The organism is Megasphaera sp. AM44-1BH, assembly GCF_003467125.1.
In the GTDB taxonomy this organism is placed as follows: Bacteria; Bacillota; Negativicutes; order Veillonellales; family Megasphaeraceae; genus Megasphaera.
Genome location: NZ_QSFA01000013.1, coordinates 49,451 through 67,668, shown reverse-complemented (window position 1 = coordinate 67,668; position 18,218 = coordinate 49,451). Strand labels below are relative to the sequence as shown.

Annotated in this window: 16 protein-coding genes; all 16 read right to left on the bottom strand. The window is 48.9% G+C overall.

What is annotated here, in order from left to right; translation table 11 throughout:
* Positions 1 to 468: a transcriptional regulator NrdR gene (gene nrdR, locus DW949_RS09405; RefSeq protein ID WP_118022967.1), complete on the bottom strand. Its 468-nt coding sequence runs from the start codon at positions 466 to 468 to the stop codon at positions 1 to 3.
* A 79-nt stretch (positions 469 to 547) separates the two neighbouring features.
* Positions 548 to 1,573 (bottom strand): cell division protein FtsZ, encoded by a 1,026-nt coding sequence (gene ftsZ / locus DW949_RS09400; protein WP_059076916.1) that lies wholly within the window; start codon positions 1,571 to 1,573, stop codon positions 548 to 550.
* A 111-nt stretch (positions 1,574 to 1,684) separates the two neighbouring features.
* Positions 1,685 to 2,632 carry a cell division protein FtsQ/DivIB gene (locus tag DW949_RS09395; RefSeq protein WP_233539561.1) on the bottom strand — a complete coding sequence of 316 codons (948 nt, stop codon included), beginning with the start codon at positions 2,630 to 2,632 and terminating at the stop codon, positions 1,685 to 1,687.
* A 45-nt stretch (positions 2,633 to 2,677) separates the two neighbouring features.
* A complete protein-coding gene (locus tag DW949_RS09390; RefSeq protein ID WP_118022966.1) occupies positions 2,678 to 3,616 on the bottom strand; it encodes a D-alanine--D-alanine ligase in 939 nt (312 codons plus the stop codon).
* Between the two features lie 2 nt (positions 3,617 to 3,618).
* The gene (murC, locus tag DW949_RS09385; RefSeq protein WP_118022965.1) at positions 3,619 to 5,001 is read right to left on the bottom strand and encodes a UDP-N-acetylmuramate--L-alanine ligase; all 1,383 of its coding nucleotides are present in this window, start codon (positions 4,999 to 5,001) and stop codon (positions 3,619 to 3,621) included.
* On the bottom strand, positions 4,985 to 6,151 hold the full coding sequence (murG, locus tag DW949_RS09380; RefSeq protein ID WP_118022964.1) for an undecaprenyldiphospho-muramoylpentapeptide beta-N-acetylglucosaminyltransferase: 1,167 nt from the start codon (positions 6,149 to 6,151) through the stop codon (positions 4,985 to 4,987). The genes murC and murG overlap by 17 nt, the downstream gene beginning before the upstream one ends.
* A gap of 34 nt (positions 6,152 to 6,185) precedes the next feature.
* Positions 6,186 to 7,550: a UDP-N-acetylmuramoyl-L-alanine--D-glutamate ligase gene (gene murD, locus DW949_RS09375; RefSeq protein WP_118022963.1), complete on the bottom strand. Its 1,365-nt coding sequence runs from the start codon at positions 7,548 to 7,550 to the stop codon at positions 6,186 to 6,188.
* 38 nt (positions 7,551 to 7,588) lie between these two features.
* Positions 7,589 to 8,554, bottom strand: coding sequence for a phospho-N-acetylmuramoyl-pentapeptide-transferase (mraY, locus tag DW949_RS09370; protein ID WP_118022962.1), 966 nt, complete (start codon positions 8,552 to 8,554; stop codon positions 7,589 to 7,591).
* A gap of 5 nt (positions 8,555 to 8,559) precedes the next feature.
* Positions 8,560 to 9,933, bottom strand: a complete 1,374-nt coding sequence (gene murF, locus DW949_RS09365) for a UDP-N-acetylmuramoyl-tripeptide--D-alanyl-D-alanine ligase (protein WP_118022961.1) — start codon at positions 9,931 to 9,933, stop codon at positions 8,560 to 8,562.
* 2 nt (positions 9,934 to 9,935) lie between these two features.
* Entirely contained in the window at positions 9,936 to 11,432 is a 1,497-nt protein-coding gene (locus tag DW949_RS09360) for a UDP-N-acetylmuramoyl-L-alanyl-D-glutamate--2,6-diaminopimelate ligase (RefSeq protein WP_118022960.1), read from the bottom strand.
* Positions 11,433 to 11,520: 88 nt separating this feature from the next.
* Complete coding sequence (locus DW949_RS09355) at positions 11,521 to 11,895, bottom strand: cell division protein FtsL (protein WP_118022959.1); 375 nt, start codon at positions 11,893 to 11,895, stop codon at positions 11,521 to 11,523.
* 51 nt (positions 11,896 to 11,946) lie between these two features.
* Positions 11,947 to 12,879 carry a 16S rRNA (cytosine(1402)-N(4))-methyltransferase RsmH gene (rsmH, locus tag DW949_RS09350; RefSeq protein WP_118022958.1) on the bottom strand — a complete coding sequence of 311 codons (933 nt, stop codon included), beginning with the start codon at positions 12,877 to 12,879 and terminating at the stop codon, positions 11,947 to 11,949.
* An 8-nt stretch (positions 12,880 to 12,887) separates the two neighbouring features.
* Positions 12,888 to 13,325 (bottom strand): division/cell wall cluster transcriptional repressor MraZ, encoded by a 438-nt coding sequence (mraZ, locus tag DW949_RS09345; protein ID WP_118022957.1) that lies wholly within the window; start codon positions 13,323 to 13,325, stop codon positions 12,888 to 12,890.
* Between the two features lie 199 nt (positions 13,326 to 13,524).
* Positions 13,525 to 14,472: a tRNA glutamyl-Q(34) synthetase GluQRS gene (gene gluQRS / locus DW949_RS09340; protein ID WP_118022956.1), complete on the bottom strand. Its 948-nt coding sequence runs from the start codon at positions 14,470 to 14,472 to the stop codon at positions 13,525 to 13,527.
* A 12-nt stretch (positions 14,473 to 14,484) separates the two neighbouring features.
* A complete protein-coding gene (locus DW949_RS09335; protein WP_118022955.1) occupies positions 14,485 to 17,406 on the bottom strand; it encodes an insulinase family protein in 2,922 nt (973 codons plus the stop codon).
* A gap of 14 nt (positions 17,407 to 17,420) precedes the next feature.
* Positions 17,421 to 18,074, bottom strand: a complete 654-nt coding sequence (locus DW949_RS09330; RefSeq protein ID WP_118022954.1) for an HAD hydrolase-like protein — start codon at positions 18,072 to 18,074, stop codon at positions 17,421 to 17,423.
* Positions 18,075 to 18,218 lie beyond the last annotated feature (144 nt).

Below are 18,218 nucleotides of genomic sequence, written 5' to 3'. Positions count from 1 at the left end.
CTACGCTTTCTTCTTATCGGAACCCATCAGCCGTTTTAATTCTGCCATAAAACTGTCCAGATCAGCAAACTGGCGATATACGGAAGCGAACCGGATATATGCGACTTCATCAACATTCTTCAATTCATTGAGTACGAGTTCACCAATCCGTACACTCGAAACTTCCTGAACGAGAGAATTACGTATTTTCCGTTCCACACGGTTGACGATATCTTCCAGCTGCTGCCGCGTAACCATTCGTTTATTGCAGGCCCGGAGCAGACCATTCAATATTTTGCTGCGGTCAAATAATTCACGGCTACCATTTTTCTTTATCACAATCAACGGTACTTCTTCTACCATTTCATACGTCGTAAAACGACGGCCGCATTTCAGACACTCCCGTCGGCGGCGGATAGCATTTCCATCATCAGTAGCCCGCGAATCCGTTACTTTAGTATCATCACCTTTGCAGAATGGACATCTCATAATTCGTTCCTCCCCGGAATATATAACGACTGATTGAAAAAAAGCGGGTCCACCAGGATCCGCTTTTTGATTTGCTCTATTATTTCATCCACGACGGGATTTCTACGCCGCCGAGATCAGCTTTATCGGCTTTACCACCATCCTGGCCAAAAGACGGAATCGTGGACGGTTCTTTGCCAAAGCCTGTCGCAACAACAGTAATGCGGATAGAATCTTCTTCCATATCCGGATCGATAACCTGGCCAAAAATGATATTGGCATCCGGGTCAACTGCTTCTGCAATTTTTTCTGCCGCTTCATTGATTTCATACAAGCTGACATCGGGACCGCCTGTAACGTTGAGGAGGATACTCTGTGCCCCGTCAATCCCTGTTTCAAGCAGCGGACTGTGGATAGCAGCATCTACGGCATCGAGGGCGCGGTTTTCGCCAGTCCCCAGGCCAATCCCCATGATAGCTTCGCCCTGATCGGACATGACCGTCTTTACATCAGCGAAATCGAGGTTGATAAGGCCTGTCGTCGTAATCAGGTCAGAAATCCCCTGTACGCCCTGGCGCAACACATCGTCGGCTTTCAGGAATGCGTCTTTAAGAGGCGTTTTTTTGTCAATCATCTGTAACAGTTTATCATTCGGAATGGTGATGATGGTATCGACCTTTTCCTTCAGATACGCCGTTCCTTTTTCCGCCTGTTCACGGCGACGTTTTCCTTCAAACGTAAACGGCTTCGTAACAACAGCTACCGTAAGGGCACCCAGGTCCTTGGCACATTCTGCTACAATAGGAGCAGCTCCGGTCCCCGTACCGCCGCCCATACCGGCCGTAACGAATACCATATCGGCTCCCTGCAGGGCTTTGATGATTTCTTCCTTGCTTTCCAGAGCAGCCTGTTCGCCAATCTGAGGATTGGCACCAGCGCCAAGGCCACGGGTCAGTTTTTCACCAATCTGGATTTTGACATCCGCCTTGGAGATTTCCAGCACCTGATCTTCTGTATTGACAGAAATAAACTGTACACCCTGCAAGCCTGCTTCTATCATACGGTTGACAGCATTATTTCCGCCGCCACCGACACCTATTACTTTTATGTTTGCATTATCTGCCATCTTACTAGTTCCTCCTTCAAAAAAGTATACACTCTTGTACTGATAGGATTTCTTTATTATTTTACACTATATTCAGGAATTAATCTACAGCTATTTGAAAATTCTTTCCCATCAATTGCTTTTAACGAGCGGAGCCCTGGGATCTGTATCGATGTATTGGACGGAGAGCTGATTCCGTTTTACCTCCTGTAAAAGCTCTTTTGTCATTTCCGCCCGTCCTGCCGGATCATCGGCACTGCCCAGATGGACCGGAAGGGATTCGCTTGTATAGGCAATAATATTATCCGGATTTCCTACGTTGATTTCTGTAATATCTTTCCGCAGTTCAGGTGCCAGACTTTTCAAATACGAAAGGGAGGAGCGGATAGGCTGATCATGGATTGTATCCCCCAGAAGCAGTGTATCTACTTTTTTACCAGTAATCAAAGGGGCCGATACTCCTTTGATTTGCGGAGCTGTCTCAATGACCATTCCCGTATCATCTACATAAGCAAAGCCGTACATAGTCGTAATGACCGCAACGGTCTGCCGCTCCTGCATCCGGATATGGATGGTTGCCGGAAATTCACGGCTGATATCCGCACTGGCTACCCGTAAATCCTTTTCCATCCGTTCACGCATCCGGTCTGGTGATAATTGTATCACATTGATGATTCCGTTCTGTATACCACAGGACTGGTACACATCATCAAAAGACATGCGGTCATTTCCGTCGATGATAATCGTTCCGAAAGGAATAGGAAAAAAACGGAGAATCAGCCACACCAGAAAGATAAAAACAACGCCTGCTGCTGCCGCCAGTCTGCGGTTCCGCCGCCGCAGTTGTCTCTGCCTGGCAAGTTTCTTCCGCTTACTTCTGGCCCGGCGGCGGGCAATGCGCTTCTGTGTTTCGCCCTGTGCTTCCTTCACATCCTGATGAGGAACATACGACGTATCTTCCAGCTGTGGCGGCACAAACACATCATGGGTGCGGCGTTCAATGCCATATGGATCATTTTCGCTTTGATATGAAGTTGTATCAGAGGCCGGGGAATAGGTCCCCTTTTTATCCATTGTCATAATCTAACCTTGTATATCATGTATCAACTATCAACTGTGCATAACTTAAAATTTTCCAACAGCCGCTTCCTGCAGAATGCGTTCGCATAAGTCAGGGAATTCAATTCCTGCTGCGCGGGCTGCATCGGGAACCAGGCTGGTGGCCGTCATGCCAGGAACCGTATTGATTTCCAGTACAAAAGGATTTCCCTGCTTGTCCGTCATAATATCGACGCGGGAAATGCCACTACAATGGCAAAGATGGAATACGTCCAGAGCCAGATCCTGCATTTTCTTTGTGAGCTCCGGCGAAATAGGCGCCGGGCACAGATGCTTAGCTACTCCGGGAGCATATTTAGAGTAATAATCATATTTACCTGTACTAGAAACAATCTGAATGACCGGAAAAGCCATGTCATCCATGACAGCTACTGTAAACTCATCTCCGTCAATAAACGCTTCGGCCACGATGGAATTGCTATATTTAAAAGCTTCTTTCAATGCGCTTTTTATTTCATCTTCCGAATGGACAATCACAGTACCAATACTGGATCCCTGCCCTGCTGACTTGATGACGACAGGTAGTGAGAACCGTCGGGTAATATCCTCTGCAATAGCCTTTTCATCCTGTGTATCAAAGTAATAGGCAAACGGTGCCGTTGCAATGCCGGCACCCTGGAACGCACACTTGCTCATGACCTTGTTCATGCCAACGGCACTGGCCATGACGCCCGGCCCTGTATAAGGAATACCCATCATTTCACACAGTCCCTGCAAAACGCCGTCTTCCCCATAATGACCATGGAGAGCATTAAAAACGATATCAATATTTTTTTCCTTCAATTGGCTGGCAAGCTTGTCCGGCACCAATTCCAGAAGTTCTGCGTGATACCCCTTTTCCTGCAGCGCTCCGGCAATAGCGGCTCCTGTACGGAGCGATACTTCGGCTTCCGTCGATGGCCCGCCTACGATAACGGCAATGTGTTTATCCTGCAGTGTGTTCATGGTTACTTTCCCCTCCTGGATTCTTCAATGTAACGTTCCCCTATGGTATAAATATCGCCGGCCCCCATTGTAATGACCAGATCCTTCGGCCGGGCATTTTTGAGCAGATACGGAACGAGTTCATTCTTATCCGCAATATAAGTCACATCCTGCCCCGTCGTTTCCCGGACCTTATCCGCAATCAGTTTGCCACTGACACCGGGAATCGGATCTTCACCGGCACTATATACATCAGTCACAATCAATTTATCAGCGCCCGTAAATGCACCTCCGAATTTATCGAGTAAAAGCTTCGTCCGCGTATAACGATGCGGCTGAAACAGGCAGACTACACGATGAGTCCCCATATCACGGGCAGCCGTCAGGGTAGCATTGATTTCCGTCGGATGATGGGCGTAATCATCGACGACCCACACGTCACCGACAAACCCTTTCGTCTGAAACCGCCGCTTGGCTCCATGAAAATGAGACAGAGCCTGGGCGATTTTCCCGAAGGGAATGCCACACCGCAGGGCAACGGCCGTAGTTGCCAGTGAATTCAACACATTGTGGCGGCCGGGAACAGAAAGGTTGATGGTTCCCAGTTCCTTCCCGTCATGCCATACCTCATAATGAAGCCGCCCTTCAATATACCGTATATTGCGGGCATTATAATCAGCCGGTGTTTCTATGCCATACGAAAGATATGCTCTGTCCAGTGTTTCTGCCAATGACCGGATCTTGTCATTTTCAAAGCAGAGGACGGCAAATCCTTCCGGATGAACCTGCCCGATGAATTGTCTGAAGGCACGGATGATATTTTCCAGTGACCCGTAGTGATCCATATGATCTGCATCAATATTAGTGATGACCGCAATATAAGGATGTTCTTTCAGGAATGATCCGTCACTTTCATCCGCTTCGGCAATGACATACTCTCCTTTACCGAGAATAGAATTACAATGAAGATAATCTACTTCACCACCGATGACCAGTGTCGGATCCGTACCGCTTTCATAAAAGACCTGACCAAGCATGGAAGACGTCGTCGTTTTTCCATGAGCACCTGCAACGGCAATGCTCTTTCCCCAGGACATAATATGTACAAGCGCATCAGAGCGATGAATCACAGGTATACCACGGCGTCGTGCCTCCTGCAATTCCGGATTGGTTTCTCTGATAGCTGATGAAATTACGACCACCTGGGCATCCTGCAGATTTTCCGGACGCTGCCCGATGCAGATGCGGGCACCCATTTTTTCAAACCGGTCCGTAGTCGGAGATGTGCGCAGGTCCGATCCGGAAACGGTATAGCCTTTTTCAATAAAGATATTTGCAATCGCACGCATTCCCGCACCGGCAATTCCAATGAAGTGAACGCGCTGTATATTATTTAGATTGATCATTATCAGTCACATCCTTCTGTTTGCGGGGACGGTATTTCGTGCCTTTGGCAATAGATAAAGCCAGTTCGGCAATATCGTGGGCGGCCTGGGGACGCCCCTTGGATTTGCTTGCCCGGGCCATGCGTTTCAGTGCTTCCGGGTCGTTTTTCAAATGAACGATTTCTTCCAGAAGCTCACGGCCTGTCAACATTTTATCGAGAATCATTTTTGCGGCGCCGCACATGACCAGAGCCTGCGCATTATACCGCTGATGATCTTCTGCTGCATACGGATAGGGAATCAATATGGCAGGAAGTCCACGTACAGTCAGTTCGGCCAGCCCTACGGCACCAGCACGGTACACCGCCAGGTCCGCTGCAGCCAATGCTTCCGGCATGTGATGGAGATACGGGATAATATGGCTTCCTTCACCATACCGTCCTTTGCCGTCGATACCTTCCAGCTGCCCTACGACGCGGTCATATTCATGATCGCCAGTGACGTGGAGGATCTGGATATCCCTGCTGTCCCGGAAATACCGGTGAACTTCAATCATAGCATTATTGATAGAACGGGCACCCCGGCTTCCTCCTGCTACGAGCAGGGTAAACTTATCCGGATCCAGTCCCAGCAAAGCACGCCCGTGGTCTCTCGTTCCAGTCAGGATATCCTTGCGTACAGGATTGCCTGTATAAACCAGGATATCTTTTCTCTTAAACCGGTCCGCTGCTTCTTCATATCCCAGAGCGACGCATTTGACAAACCGGCTTAATATCGTATTCGTTACGCCTGGAATGACATTCTGCTCCTGTACCAGCGTCGGAATCCCGCTCAGACTGGCAGCCAGGAGAACAGGTCCGCAGACGAATCCGCCCGTACCAATCACGACGTCCGGTTTGAATTTATGAATAATCTGTTCCGCCCTGAGCAGGCTGCCCGCTGTCTTTCCCAACGTCACCAGATTGCGGAATGAAATCTTGCGTTCCAGCCCCCGCACATCAATAGTGACAAAGGGAATACCTTCATTGGGAATCAAGGTATTTTCCAATCCGATTTTAGAACCTACATATAAAAACTCTGTCGGTTCAATATCGGCAATGGCCCGGGCTATGGTAATGGCCGGATAAATATGTCCCCCTGTGCCACCACCCGATATAATCACTCGGCGCATGTTCTGTTTCCTCCCCTGCGTTTAAATTCATCAATTAAATTGCGTTTACTATGCCTTTGAACACACGTCCGCGCTGTTCATAATTATCATACATATCATAGCTGGAGCAGGCCGGAGATAAAAGTACGACCTGCGGCGGTGCTGCAATCTTACGAGCCATCATAATGGCCCGTTCCATACTGTACCCGGCTTTTCGGATGTCTTTTACACCGGCTTTTTCCGCCGCCTTTTCAAAACGGTCTGCCGCATCACCAATAAGAATCATCGTATCTACTTTTTTTGCAGCCAGATTCATGAAATCGTCGAGCGGTGTCATCTTATCATGGCCGCCGGCAATAAGTATCAGATGACCGGAAAAAGCTTCCAGCGCTTTAATGGAAGCGTCTGTATTGGTACCTTTGGAATCATTATAATAGGGCACGCCGTTAATGGTCCGTACCGGTTCAATACGGTGTTCTACCCCTTTGAACGTTTTGAGAACATGCTGGATAACGGGAAGAGGAGCACCTGCCACATATGCCATAAGTGCCGCGGCCAGGCAGTTTTGTACATTATGTTTACCGAACAATTTCAACTCGTTTTCCTGGCAGATTTCTGTATCACAGCCATCCATGCGCAAAATCAGCCGCCCGTCTTTGGCAAAGGCACCTGCAGGAACTTCCTGTTCTGTAGAAAACCACAATACAGTCCCGGTCATATCCGGTTCCATCGCCTTTATACGGGCATCATCGTAGTTCAGCAGTGCATAGTCGGATGTATCCTGATTATGGAAAATCCGTTCTTTTGCAGCCGCATAGGCTTCCATTGTATGATGCCGGTCCAGATGGTCCGGAGTGATATTCAGGATGACCGCAGCCTTTGCCTTCATCGTCTGCGTAAATTCCAGCTGAAAACTGGAAAGTTCAGCTACGACTACATCTTCTTTCGGCAGATCTTCCGCCTGTTCCGAAAGACCGTACCCGATATTGCCGCCTATGACCGTTTCGCGGCCTGCAGCTTTCATGATATCACCCAGAAGAGTCGTCGTCGTCGTTTTGCCATTCGTGCCCGTAACAGCCAGTATTTCGGCATCGGTCAGCCTGTATGCGACTTCTACTTCACTCCAGATTGGAATATGACGGGCAGCCGCTTCCTTCATAATGGGGATTTCCGGGGAAATGACCGGTGACGGAACGACAAGATCCATCCCGTCCAGCAGAGCTGCTTCCTGGTGACCAAACACGAGGCGGATTCCATCGGCTTTCAATTCCGGCCATGGCTCGTGATGTGTATCAATTGTTTTTACATCGTTCAGAATAACAGAAGCGCCATGGCTGGCCAGTGCTTCAGAAGCAGCACGGCCACTGATACCCGCACCGATAACCAAAATGTGTTTCCCTGAAAAATCCATTATGCTCATGCTCTACACCCGCTTTTATCAGATTTATGTATGGCAGCCTATTTGCATGCCAGAACTACAAAAATGGAAAGGATGGCCATGATAGCCGAAAAACTCCAGAAAACAGTAACAACTTTGACTTCGCTCCAGCCCGAAAGTTCAAAATGATGATGAATGGGGCTCATTTTAAATACCCGTACCCCGCGGGTCTTAAACGATACGACCTGAATGATGACGGATAACGCTTCAATCACGTACAGGCCGCCTGCAATGATAAGCAGCAATTCCGTTTTAGTCAGAATCGCCATAGCTGCCAGAGCACCACCTAAAGCCAGAGAACCTGTATCGCCCATAAACATTTTAGCCGGATGCTGGTTATAAAAGAGGAATCCCAGGCAGGCACCGGTAAGAGCGGCACTGAATACGGCAAAATTGACATATCCAAGGGCGACAGAAATGACGACATAGGCAACGGACGTAATGGCACAGGAGCCTGCTGCCAGACCGTCCAGTCCATCGGTCAGATTGACAGCATTACTCGTGCCGACAATCATGATAAAGACAAATGCATAATACGCCATGCCGAAATCAATATTCCAAGTCGTAAAGGGAATCCAGACCGTCGTCGGGAAATTCAGGTATTCTTTCAAAATGAAGCAGAATACAGCAGCCATAACGAACTGGCCAGCCAGCTTCTGCCTGGCTGTAAGGCCCAGATTGCGGTGTTTGACCGCCTTGATGGAATCATCAAGAAAGCCAATGACGCCGTGTCCCAGTGTCAGGAACAATGCCAGTCCTTTACGCAAATCCATGGGATTAAAAATCAGGCAGGAAACGACGAGAGCTGTCAGGATCAGGATACCGCCCATGGTAGGCGTGCCAGCCTTGTATTTATGACTCTCTGGCCCTTCTTCCCGTTCGGACTGACGGGCATGAAATTTCTTCAGTTCCCGGATGACCAGAGGCCCCAGAGCCAGGGCAATGATCAGACTGACAGCAAAACCAAAGAGCAGTGTATTTAACATTCACATTACTTCCTTTCAAAATATGGCAGTATCTTTTCCATGGCAAATCCTCTGGAGCCTTTAAGCAGAACCGTATCTCCGGGACGAAGAATATGCCGCAGGCAATCAGCCGCTCCGGCATGGTCCTCTGTTGTATATACAGCATCGAGGCCGTTTTTTCTGGCAGCATCTGCAATATAGGACGCCGGTTCACCCATGGTAATGAGTGCATCCAGTCCCAGGTCCGCTGCCTCGGCGCCTATTTTTTCATGTTCCCGTACAGTCCAGTCTCCCAATTCCAGCATACCGCCGAGGACAGCTATCTTCCGTCCCTTTGTCAGTAAAGACAAGGATTTCAGTGCTTCACTCATTGAAGCCGGATTGGCATTGTATGCATCATTGATAAAGGTATATTCGCCGAGATGGATCAATTCCTGACGCATCGGCATCCCGCGGTATTCCGACAATCCTCTTTGCAGCTGATGTTCCGTTAATCCCAGGACCCGTCCGGCTGCAATAGCAGCCAGGGCATTATAAACATTGTGGCTGCCAATGAGCGGCATGTGGATATCCATGACCTGATCGAAACACCGGCAGGCGAACCGCAGCCCTTTTTCACTGCAGACGACACGGCTGGCCCGGATAGCAGCATTACTGGTAATACCGTATCCGACGACCTTGCCCCGGCATAAATCTGCCATGGCCGCTACGTACGAATCATCCTGGTTCAGTATGGCAATACCGTCTGCCGATAAGGTCTGTACGAGTTCGCTTTTCGCGCGGGCAATATTTTCCTGGGAACCAAGCAGCTCAATGTGGCTCTTGCCGACGTTCGTAACCACGCCTATGTCCGGTTCTGCAATAGCCGCCAGTTCGGCTATCTGGCCAAGGCCGCGCATCCCCATTTCTACAACGCAGGCTTCATGTTCCGGCGTGAGCTGCAGTAGTGTCTTTGGCAGACCGATTTCATTATTAAAATTTTTTTCTGTCTGGAGGACACGATATTTCTGTGACAATACAGCGGCAATCATACTGCGCGTAGATGTCTTTCCTACAGAGCCGGTAACAGCGATGACCGGAATCGAAAAACGGCGGCGGTGAAAACGTGCCAGGTCCTGATACGCTTTGCGTGTATCGGGAACGATAATGACAGCAAATCCACCTTTCCTGTATTCCGGACGGTCTTCGGCTACTATAGCACCGGACGCGCCCTGCTTTTCTGCCTGCAGTACATAGTCGTGACCATCAAAGGTTTCTCCTCTGAGGGCAACAAAGAGCGCACCTGCTGTAATAGCCCGCGTATCTGTCTCTACCTGAGAAAATACAGCATCGTCCACAACGGGATACAGCAGCCTGCCGCCAGTAGCTTTTTCTACTTCCTGTAACGTGAACGCCGCCATGTTTATCTCCCCTTTGCAGCCAGCACGGCATCTCTTGCAACCTCACGGTCGTCGAAATGGATGGTACCGGTCTTTAATATCTGATAGTCTTCATGTCCCTTACCAGCAATCAGTACAATATCTCCGCTTTGCGCCAGTTCTACAGCACGGAAAATTGCATCACGGCGGTTGACGATTACTTCATGATGCTGGCCGGGCTTCAATCCTTCTTTTACGCCGGCTTCCACTTCCTGAACAATAGCTTCCGGGTCTTCAGACCGCGGGTTATCAGAAGTGACAATAGGAATATCGGCATGTTCTGCCGCAATGCGTCCCATAATCGGGCGTTTCGTACGATCGCGGTCGCCACCGCAGCCGAATACGCAGAGTATGCGTGCCGGATTCATGGCACGGGCTGTCGTCAAAGCCTTTTCCAGGCTGTCCGGCGTATGGGAATAATCGACGACAATGGCAAAATCCTGTCCGGCTTCTACGAGTTCAAAGCGGCCCGGTACAGAATGGAAAGACTGGATAGCCTTGTCAATCGTCTGTTCATCCACGCCTTCGGCATGAGCAGCTCCAATTGCTGCCAGCGTATTATAGACGTTGAACAAGCCTGTAATATGCATATTCAGATGGACATTTACAAAAGGTCCTGTAACATCAAAAGCGGAGCTTTTCAGCTGAACAGATAAATTAGCAGCTTTTAAATCGGCTTCTTTTTCTACACCATAAGTCAGTACCTTGCAATGGCAGGCTTTGAGGATTCCTTCTGCATAAGGATCATCGATATTGACAACGGCGGTCTTATTATCCTTTACGTGTTCATCGAGACTGATATTCTGGAACAATTTGCATTTGGCCGCCAGATAATTTTCCATCGTCTTGTGGAAATCGAGGTGATCCTGTGTCAGGTTCGTAAATACCGCCGTATCGTATTCAATGCCGGCTACGCGGTTTAACGCCAGCGCATGACTCGATACTTCCATGACGACATGTGTGACGCCGCGGTCATACATAAGCGCCAGGAAACGCTGCAGATCGACAACATCAGGCGTCGTATTGTGAATGGGAAGTTCTTCATCATCAATGAGAGCATGGATGGTTCCCAGAAGTCCCACACGATGTCCGGCAGCCCGCAGGATGTGATAAATGATATGGCTCGTCGTCGTTTTGCCGTTGGTTCCTGTAACGCCGATCATCCGCATTTTCTTTCCCGGATAATCGTAAAAATACGGTACCATATCCTCTACGGCATGATGTACATCCGGTACCATGATTTGGACGGCGCTACCGGGAAGATCCAGATGTTTGGTCGTGAGTACGGCAACAGCGCCTTTTTCCACAGCCTGGGATGCGTAAACAGCCCCATCGGTATGAACACCACTGAAGCAGACAAACAGGTCCCCCTTTTCAATGGTCCGGGAATCTGACGAAATACCTGTAATCATCGTATTGGCATTGCCATCCACATTATATATTCCTTTAATTTGTTTACAAAGTTCATTGACTGATTTCATTTCATTTCCTCCTATACGGGTAAATACCTATGACAACAGAACAGGAAACAACAATAGCAGCCTTAAATTAAGGCTGCTCATACTCGCTTTACCGGCTGCTGTCCTCTGTTCCGGTCTTATCATGAGACTGGCCATACAGCACGGTCACAGGGACCGTCATACCGAGTTTCTGCGCCGACGTATAGATTCGTTCCGGCGTTTCCAACTTGGCTATGTCAACGCGGAGCATTTCATTTTCTCTCTGCAGCTGCTGTGCATGGAGCTTCTTCTGCATCAGTGCATAGCTGAAATTAGTCTTTACTGCAGAAAGAGCAATGTACGCCAGCAGAAAAAAGCATACCAGCAGTAAAACAGATATAGTCTGTGCGAGCAGCCTGGCGAATTTCTTTTCATCCGCACCGGCCCGATGTCCCACAGAACGTGACGCTTCATAGTGAATGTATCCAGCTTTTCTGGCCAGCATATTATAACACATCCAATCAAATATTAAAAACAAAAATTCCCCGCATAACAGTTACTTATGAGTCCCAACACGTAATTTAGCACTTCTGGCACGGGGATTTTGTTCCAGTTCTTCTTTTCCCGGCGTAATAGCGTGGCGCTGTATCGTCAGGATAGCATGATGGTGACAAGTACAGACCGGCATATCGGGCGGACAGATGCAGTCCGTTGCCAGCCGTTTCAGCGTCTGCTTGACAATACGGTCTTCCAGAGAGTGAAAGGTAATAACGCAGATATGGCCGCCTGGTTTTAACCGCTGTGCAGCCGTTTCAATCGCGTCATGGAGAATTACCAGTTCATCATTGACTTCAATCCGGATTGCCTGGAACGTCCGCTTTGCCGGATGAGGTCCATCCTTACGGGCTCCTGCAGGTATGGCCTTTTTGATGACCGATACCAGTTCAGCCGTGTGGCTGATAGGCTTCTGCTGCCGTTCCCTGACGATAAATTCAGCAATACGGCTGGCCCACCGCTCTTCCCCATAGTCTTTGATGACACGGTACAATTCAGCTTCACTATACGTATTGATCACATCGTAAGCACTTTTCCCGGCAGACTGATCCATCCGCATATCGAGCGGTCCGTCCTGCATATACGAAAACCCCCGTTCAGGCGTATCCAGCTGATAACTCGACACCCCCAGGTCAAACATAACGCCGTCAACCGCGTCTATATGCAGCTCGTCCAGAACCTGTCCCAGATTCCGGAAATTCTGCTGTACCGGGGTAAAATGGCAGGCTGTCCCTTTCATATGAGCCGTAGCCGCTGCAATCGCATCCTGATCCTGATCAAGTCCGATCAGTGTTGCATCATCGGCCAGACGCTCTGCCAATACACGGGAATGGCCGCCGCCTCCCAGTGTGCAATCCACATATATACCATGAGGGTCGCCTATAAGATGATCAATTGTTTCATTTCGTAATACACTAACGTGATGAAATTCCATGAGTGCTCCTATATATCCAGATCCAGATCTTCCAGATCTTCAGCAATTTCTTCCATAGCCGGCACAGTTTTTGCCGCATATTCATCATAGGCCTGTTTATCCCAGATTTCAATGCTATCGCCCGTACCGAGGACCGTGACTTCCTTTTTAAGGCCGGCATATTCGCGAAGCGTTCCGGGAATAAGGATACGGCCTGTACGGTCAAATTCGACTTCAGCGGCGCTGCCGAAAAGGAATCGTTTAAAAGCCCGGACTTTTTCTTTGCTGGTCTTAAGCTTTTTCATTTTATCAGCCAGATTTCCCCAGGCATCCTGTGTATATACAGAAAGGCAGCCTTCCAGTCCGCGGGTAACGATGCAATGGGTTCCCAATTCTTCGCGAAATTTTGCCGGCATAATAACACGGCCTTTCGTGTCAATAGAATGCGAATATTCTCCCATGAACATAGCAGCGCCCCCTTTCTGTACGAACTATCACTTTTCACCACATTTTACCACATTTTCACACCTGATGACAATAACATTGCCAAATCTGATGGAAATCTATAAAAAAAGATAAAAAAATACCGTAAAAAGAAACAAGACGTATTGATGTTTCTTTTTACGGTATGTGTGATGCTATATAACGAGTTATGTCGTATTCTGACTACGCGTGTATCAGCTCATCCAGCCAGGTATCTCCGAGAACAATATCATGGGTCGTCATCGTTTGAAAATTGCACAGACGAAGTAATTCTCCTTTGTGGTACAGGCGCCTTTCTGAAACCAGTCCGCCGGCAAGGGCCAGAGCTGATAAAATGGCATCTGCCTGGACACCGCGGTCACGCAGACTGCGTACAGTGATTCCCTGCTGCCTCTTGGACAGACGGTTGCCCGACGCATCTATCAGCATGGGAACATGGGTATAGGAAGGAGGCGTATATCCCAGTACTTCCATCAGCCATATCTGCTGGGCCGTCGAGGATAACAAATCCCGGCCTCGTAAAACATGGGTGATGCCCATGGAGCCATCATCGACGGCAACGGCCAGCTGATAGGCATATAAGCCATCGGCACGCCGGACGACAAAGTCTCCGCAGACACGGGGAAGATAATCAGAAAAAGGCCCATAGCTGCCATCGGTAAAGGAAACGGAAACATGCGGGACATGAACGCGCCACGATGGTTTCCGGTCCATCTGCCGCCGTTGTTCTTCCGGCATACCATAACAATGGCCATCATACAGATGATGCTCCCCTTCATGGGGCGCACCTATAGCCTGCAGTCTGGCACGGCTGCAATAACAGGGGTAAAGAAGATGTTTTGCCTGCAGTTCCTGCAATGCTTTTTCATATAAAGAATACCGTTCCTGCTGGATATAGGGGCCATACGGGCCGCCTTTTCCGGGACCTTCATCCCAGTCAAGCCCCAGCCAGGCCAGATCTTCCAGCAGCGCCTGTGTATATTCAGGTTTAGACCGCTGTTCATCAATATCTTCTATGCGCAGGATCAGGGTCCCTTTCTGTTGCCGGACCTGAAGCCAGGCCAGGAACGCCGTCCATACATTCCCCAGATGGATATAGCCAGTCGGACTGGGTGCAAAACGTCCCCGCATATAATTCACATCCTAATCCGGTAAGGAAACGAGGTTGTCAAACAAGGCAGCCGCTTCCTTGATTTTTCCTTCTCCACCCATCACGCACAGACAATTATCATTCATGACAGCACGCACCAGCGGTGCCAGAGCCCGGATATCAGCAGCCGATGTCTGCAGGAGCTGATCCCGGCGCTGCTGGACCAATGCCTGCGTTGTGTGGGAAAAATAGCGGTTCATTGCTTTATCCCCCCGGAGAGACGGTGTCAGGGGGATATCAATACGGCTCAGCGTTCCGATGACATACTTCGTCATTTCCCGGTCCGGAACATCGAACTGTTCCAGATAATCTGCCAGATCATCATACGCTTTGACACTGCTTTCCAGATTGGGGTCACGATACGAGCAGAACACCATATCGCCATTCCCATAAAAATGGGTAAAGGCTCCATAAGCGCCGCCCTGGACACGAATCTTTGTCCAGAGATATCCATACTGTAAAATAGTATCCAGAACCATCATAGAACCAGTATACGCAAAGCCATGACGGCGGAAATTCCCACCTTTGGCTACATACTGTACTTTTCCGCTTGTCATGATACCTTCATTTTTGCGCTGTCCGCCCAGGCTGCAGAGGTCCGTCCTTTTTTCTCCCTGGGGCAGTTCCTGTGTCCAGTCGGGCAACAATCGCACGACATGCTGATAATCTTCCGTATTGCCGGTTATTTCAAGAGTCATGGCTGCACGGGTAAAGACCTTTTTCATGACATGCTGAAGCTTAGCAGCCGTATCAGCCGTTTCCGTTCTGATCCGGGCGGCAATCCGGCTGATAAATTCATAATAAGAAAATTCACCGGCATCGCAGAATCCTTCTACAGGGGATACATAAGACAAAACGCGGTGCATGACCAGCGTATGTCCCCGGCGGAAAGCATCCATATCCCATCCCGCTTTGGCTTCTTCCACCAGTTCAATGAGACGGTCGCCATTGGTAAACTGTGTATCTGTCGTAATTTCCCGCAACAGACGGATCAGTTCAGACAGATTCTGACTCAGTACTTTTGCCGTCATTTTAAAGACAGGCATGTAGCTTGTATTATCTTCACAATCGGAAAAAGCGGATACGGCGTAATCGATGCCACCGGTATATAAATCGATAAGAGAAGCCAGTTCACCATACGTATGTTTTTTCGTATCCATGTCTCCCAGAAGATCACTGAGAAGATATACATAGGAAATTTCTTCCTGTGTCAAACCATGAAGATCAAAATACGCATTGACATAGGTGATGCCATTCGTATGATCTGGTACATGGCATACGGTAATGCCATCTTCCTGTGCAATGTGCATTTCTACTTCTTCTGCCTTATGTTCCAGATCATCCCGGGAAAGCGTAGGAATGGTCAGTAACGCTTCGGGAGAATCGGGCGTCGCCTGTCTTTTTTTCAATGCTCTGGAAGCCTCAACGATATGCTGTATCTCTTCGGCAGATAAGGTCTTTTTATAGGCTGCCAGCCTGTCTGCCACAGCCTGGTCATGTTTTTCCGTCAGGCCCGGTTCAGGGACCAGCGTGATAAGCGCATAATAGGGATTATCCAGTATATACTTCTGGATAAGAGATTCATAATACCCATTGTCAATACCTTTCCGGAGGACCTGCAATGCGTCTTCATATTGCAGGGAAGCCAGCGGGTCCTTGTCATACAGCCAGGTATCCATGCAGCGGATGCCATAAATCAATCCTTTGGGGCGGCCGGAAAAATCGGCTTCCCGCAGTGTGAACTCAATGCGGTTCAGCGCACCGGTCAGGAGCGTTTTGTCTATCCCATTATGGACCATTTCCGTAAGGACCTTGCGGACTACCGGCAGGATTTTATCCTGCTTATCCGGGTCTGAACCATTGATAGAAATCCCCCATAACGGCTGCAGGATGCCATCCTGGAAATCACCGGATACATCGCGGCCGGTACCAGCATCAACGAGAGCCTTTTTCAGGGGGGCTGCCGGAGACTGGAGCAGAACATATGTCAGCACCTTGAAAGCCAGTGCCAGCGTCGTATCTAATGCATCATCAATGACATAGGTCAGGCTGTGCAGGGTCTTCTGCTGTGTCTTTTCTTCTGAAGCAATGCCATACGGATAGGTCCGGACGCAGCTGCCCGGGCAGGGTTGTCTTTTTATTGCCGAATCGATATGTGCCGCATGAAATTTGCTGAGGTACTCACCATCAATAAAATCCAGCGTACTGTCGATATCCATGTCCCCATAAAGAAAAATGTAGCTGTTGGACGGATGATAGTAAGCCTTATGAAAGGCAGTAAACGCCGCCTGTGTCAGATTCGGGATATCGTCGGGATCTCCGCCAGATTCGACGCCATAAGTCGTATCAGGAAACAGGTTTTCCATGACATGCCGTTCCAGAAGCGAGTCAGGAGAAGAAAACACACCTTTCATTTCATTGTACACGACGCCGCTATAGGTCAGAGGAGCTTCCGGACTATCCATTTCATAATGCCATCCTTCCTGCATCAGTACCTGGTCATCGTTCAGCATATTTGGGAAAAAGACGGCATCCAGATATACGTCCATGAGATTATGGAAATCTTTGGCATTGCGGCTGGCCACAGGATACATAGTCTTATCAGGGAATGTCATGGCATTGAGAAATGTGTTGAGTGATCCCTTGACCAGTTCTACAAACGGTTCCTTCAAAGGAAATTTCCGGGAGCCGCACAACGTGGAATGTTCGCAGATATGGGGCACACCCGTACTGTCTGAAGGCGTTGTACGAAACGAAATGGAAAATACCTTATTGTCATCTGTATTCTTGATGTACAGAACGCGCGCCCCGGACTGGACATGAGTCATTTCATAAGCCTGACTGTCCAGCTCCTTGACGTAAACGGACCGGTCTATACGGAACCCGTGGATCATATCTTGTATTTGCAGCGTCATAAAAAGACCTCCTATTACGAATGTGTATGAAGAATAATATTGCCCAGTGCTGCCACATCAGGAGCAAAGTAATCAGGCGGATAGGCTTCCTGTTCAGCCTTGCTTCCATACCCGAACCCGACCAGAATAACCGGCAGATGTTTTTCTCTGGCGCCGATGACATCATACTTCCGGTCACCTACCATGACCGCTTGTCCTTCTGCCTGTGGCCCTATCGTATCGAGAACCTGTTGGATGACATCGGCTTTGGTTTCACTGCCACCCAGCGTACTGCCGGCAACGAGCTCCACCCGCTGGCTGATGCCGAATTTTTCACATATAGCCCTGGCATGTACGGTCGGTTTGGACGTAGCGACATACGACTTGATACCGGCTTCCTTCAATTGATCCAGCAGAGTCAGGATTCCCGGAAACGGATGATTTTCAAAACGGCCTTTGGTTCCATACCGTTCCTGGAATGTATTATACAGATGCCTTGCCTTTTCTTCAGAAAACCCATACACCTGGGTGAATGTCGTCATCATGGGCGGACCGACGACAATATGCTGGTCCAGCCGTCCTTCTGTGGATTCCCCCAGTTTCAGCAGAGCGTACTCTACAGACTTTATGATTCCTTCTTTTGAATCAGTCAGTGTCCCATCTAAATCAAACAATACATGTCTGAACATGTCTCTCCTCCTGCTATGACGTATTACTTTTCACATATCTTATATATAATATCATATTTGAGAATGGTTATCCAGTATAAGGGACATGAAAAAGAGGGCTGCGGCCCATGAGTATATTACCCATTTTGTCACAACCCTCTTGCA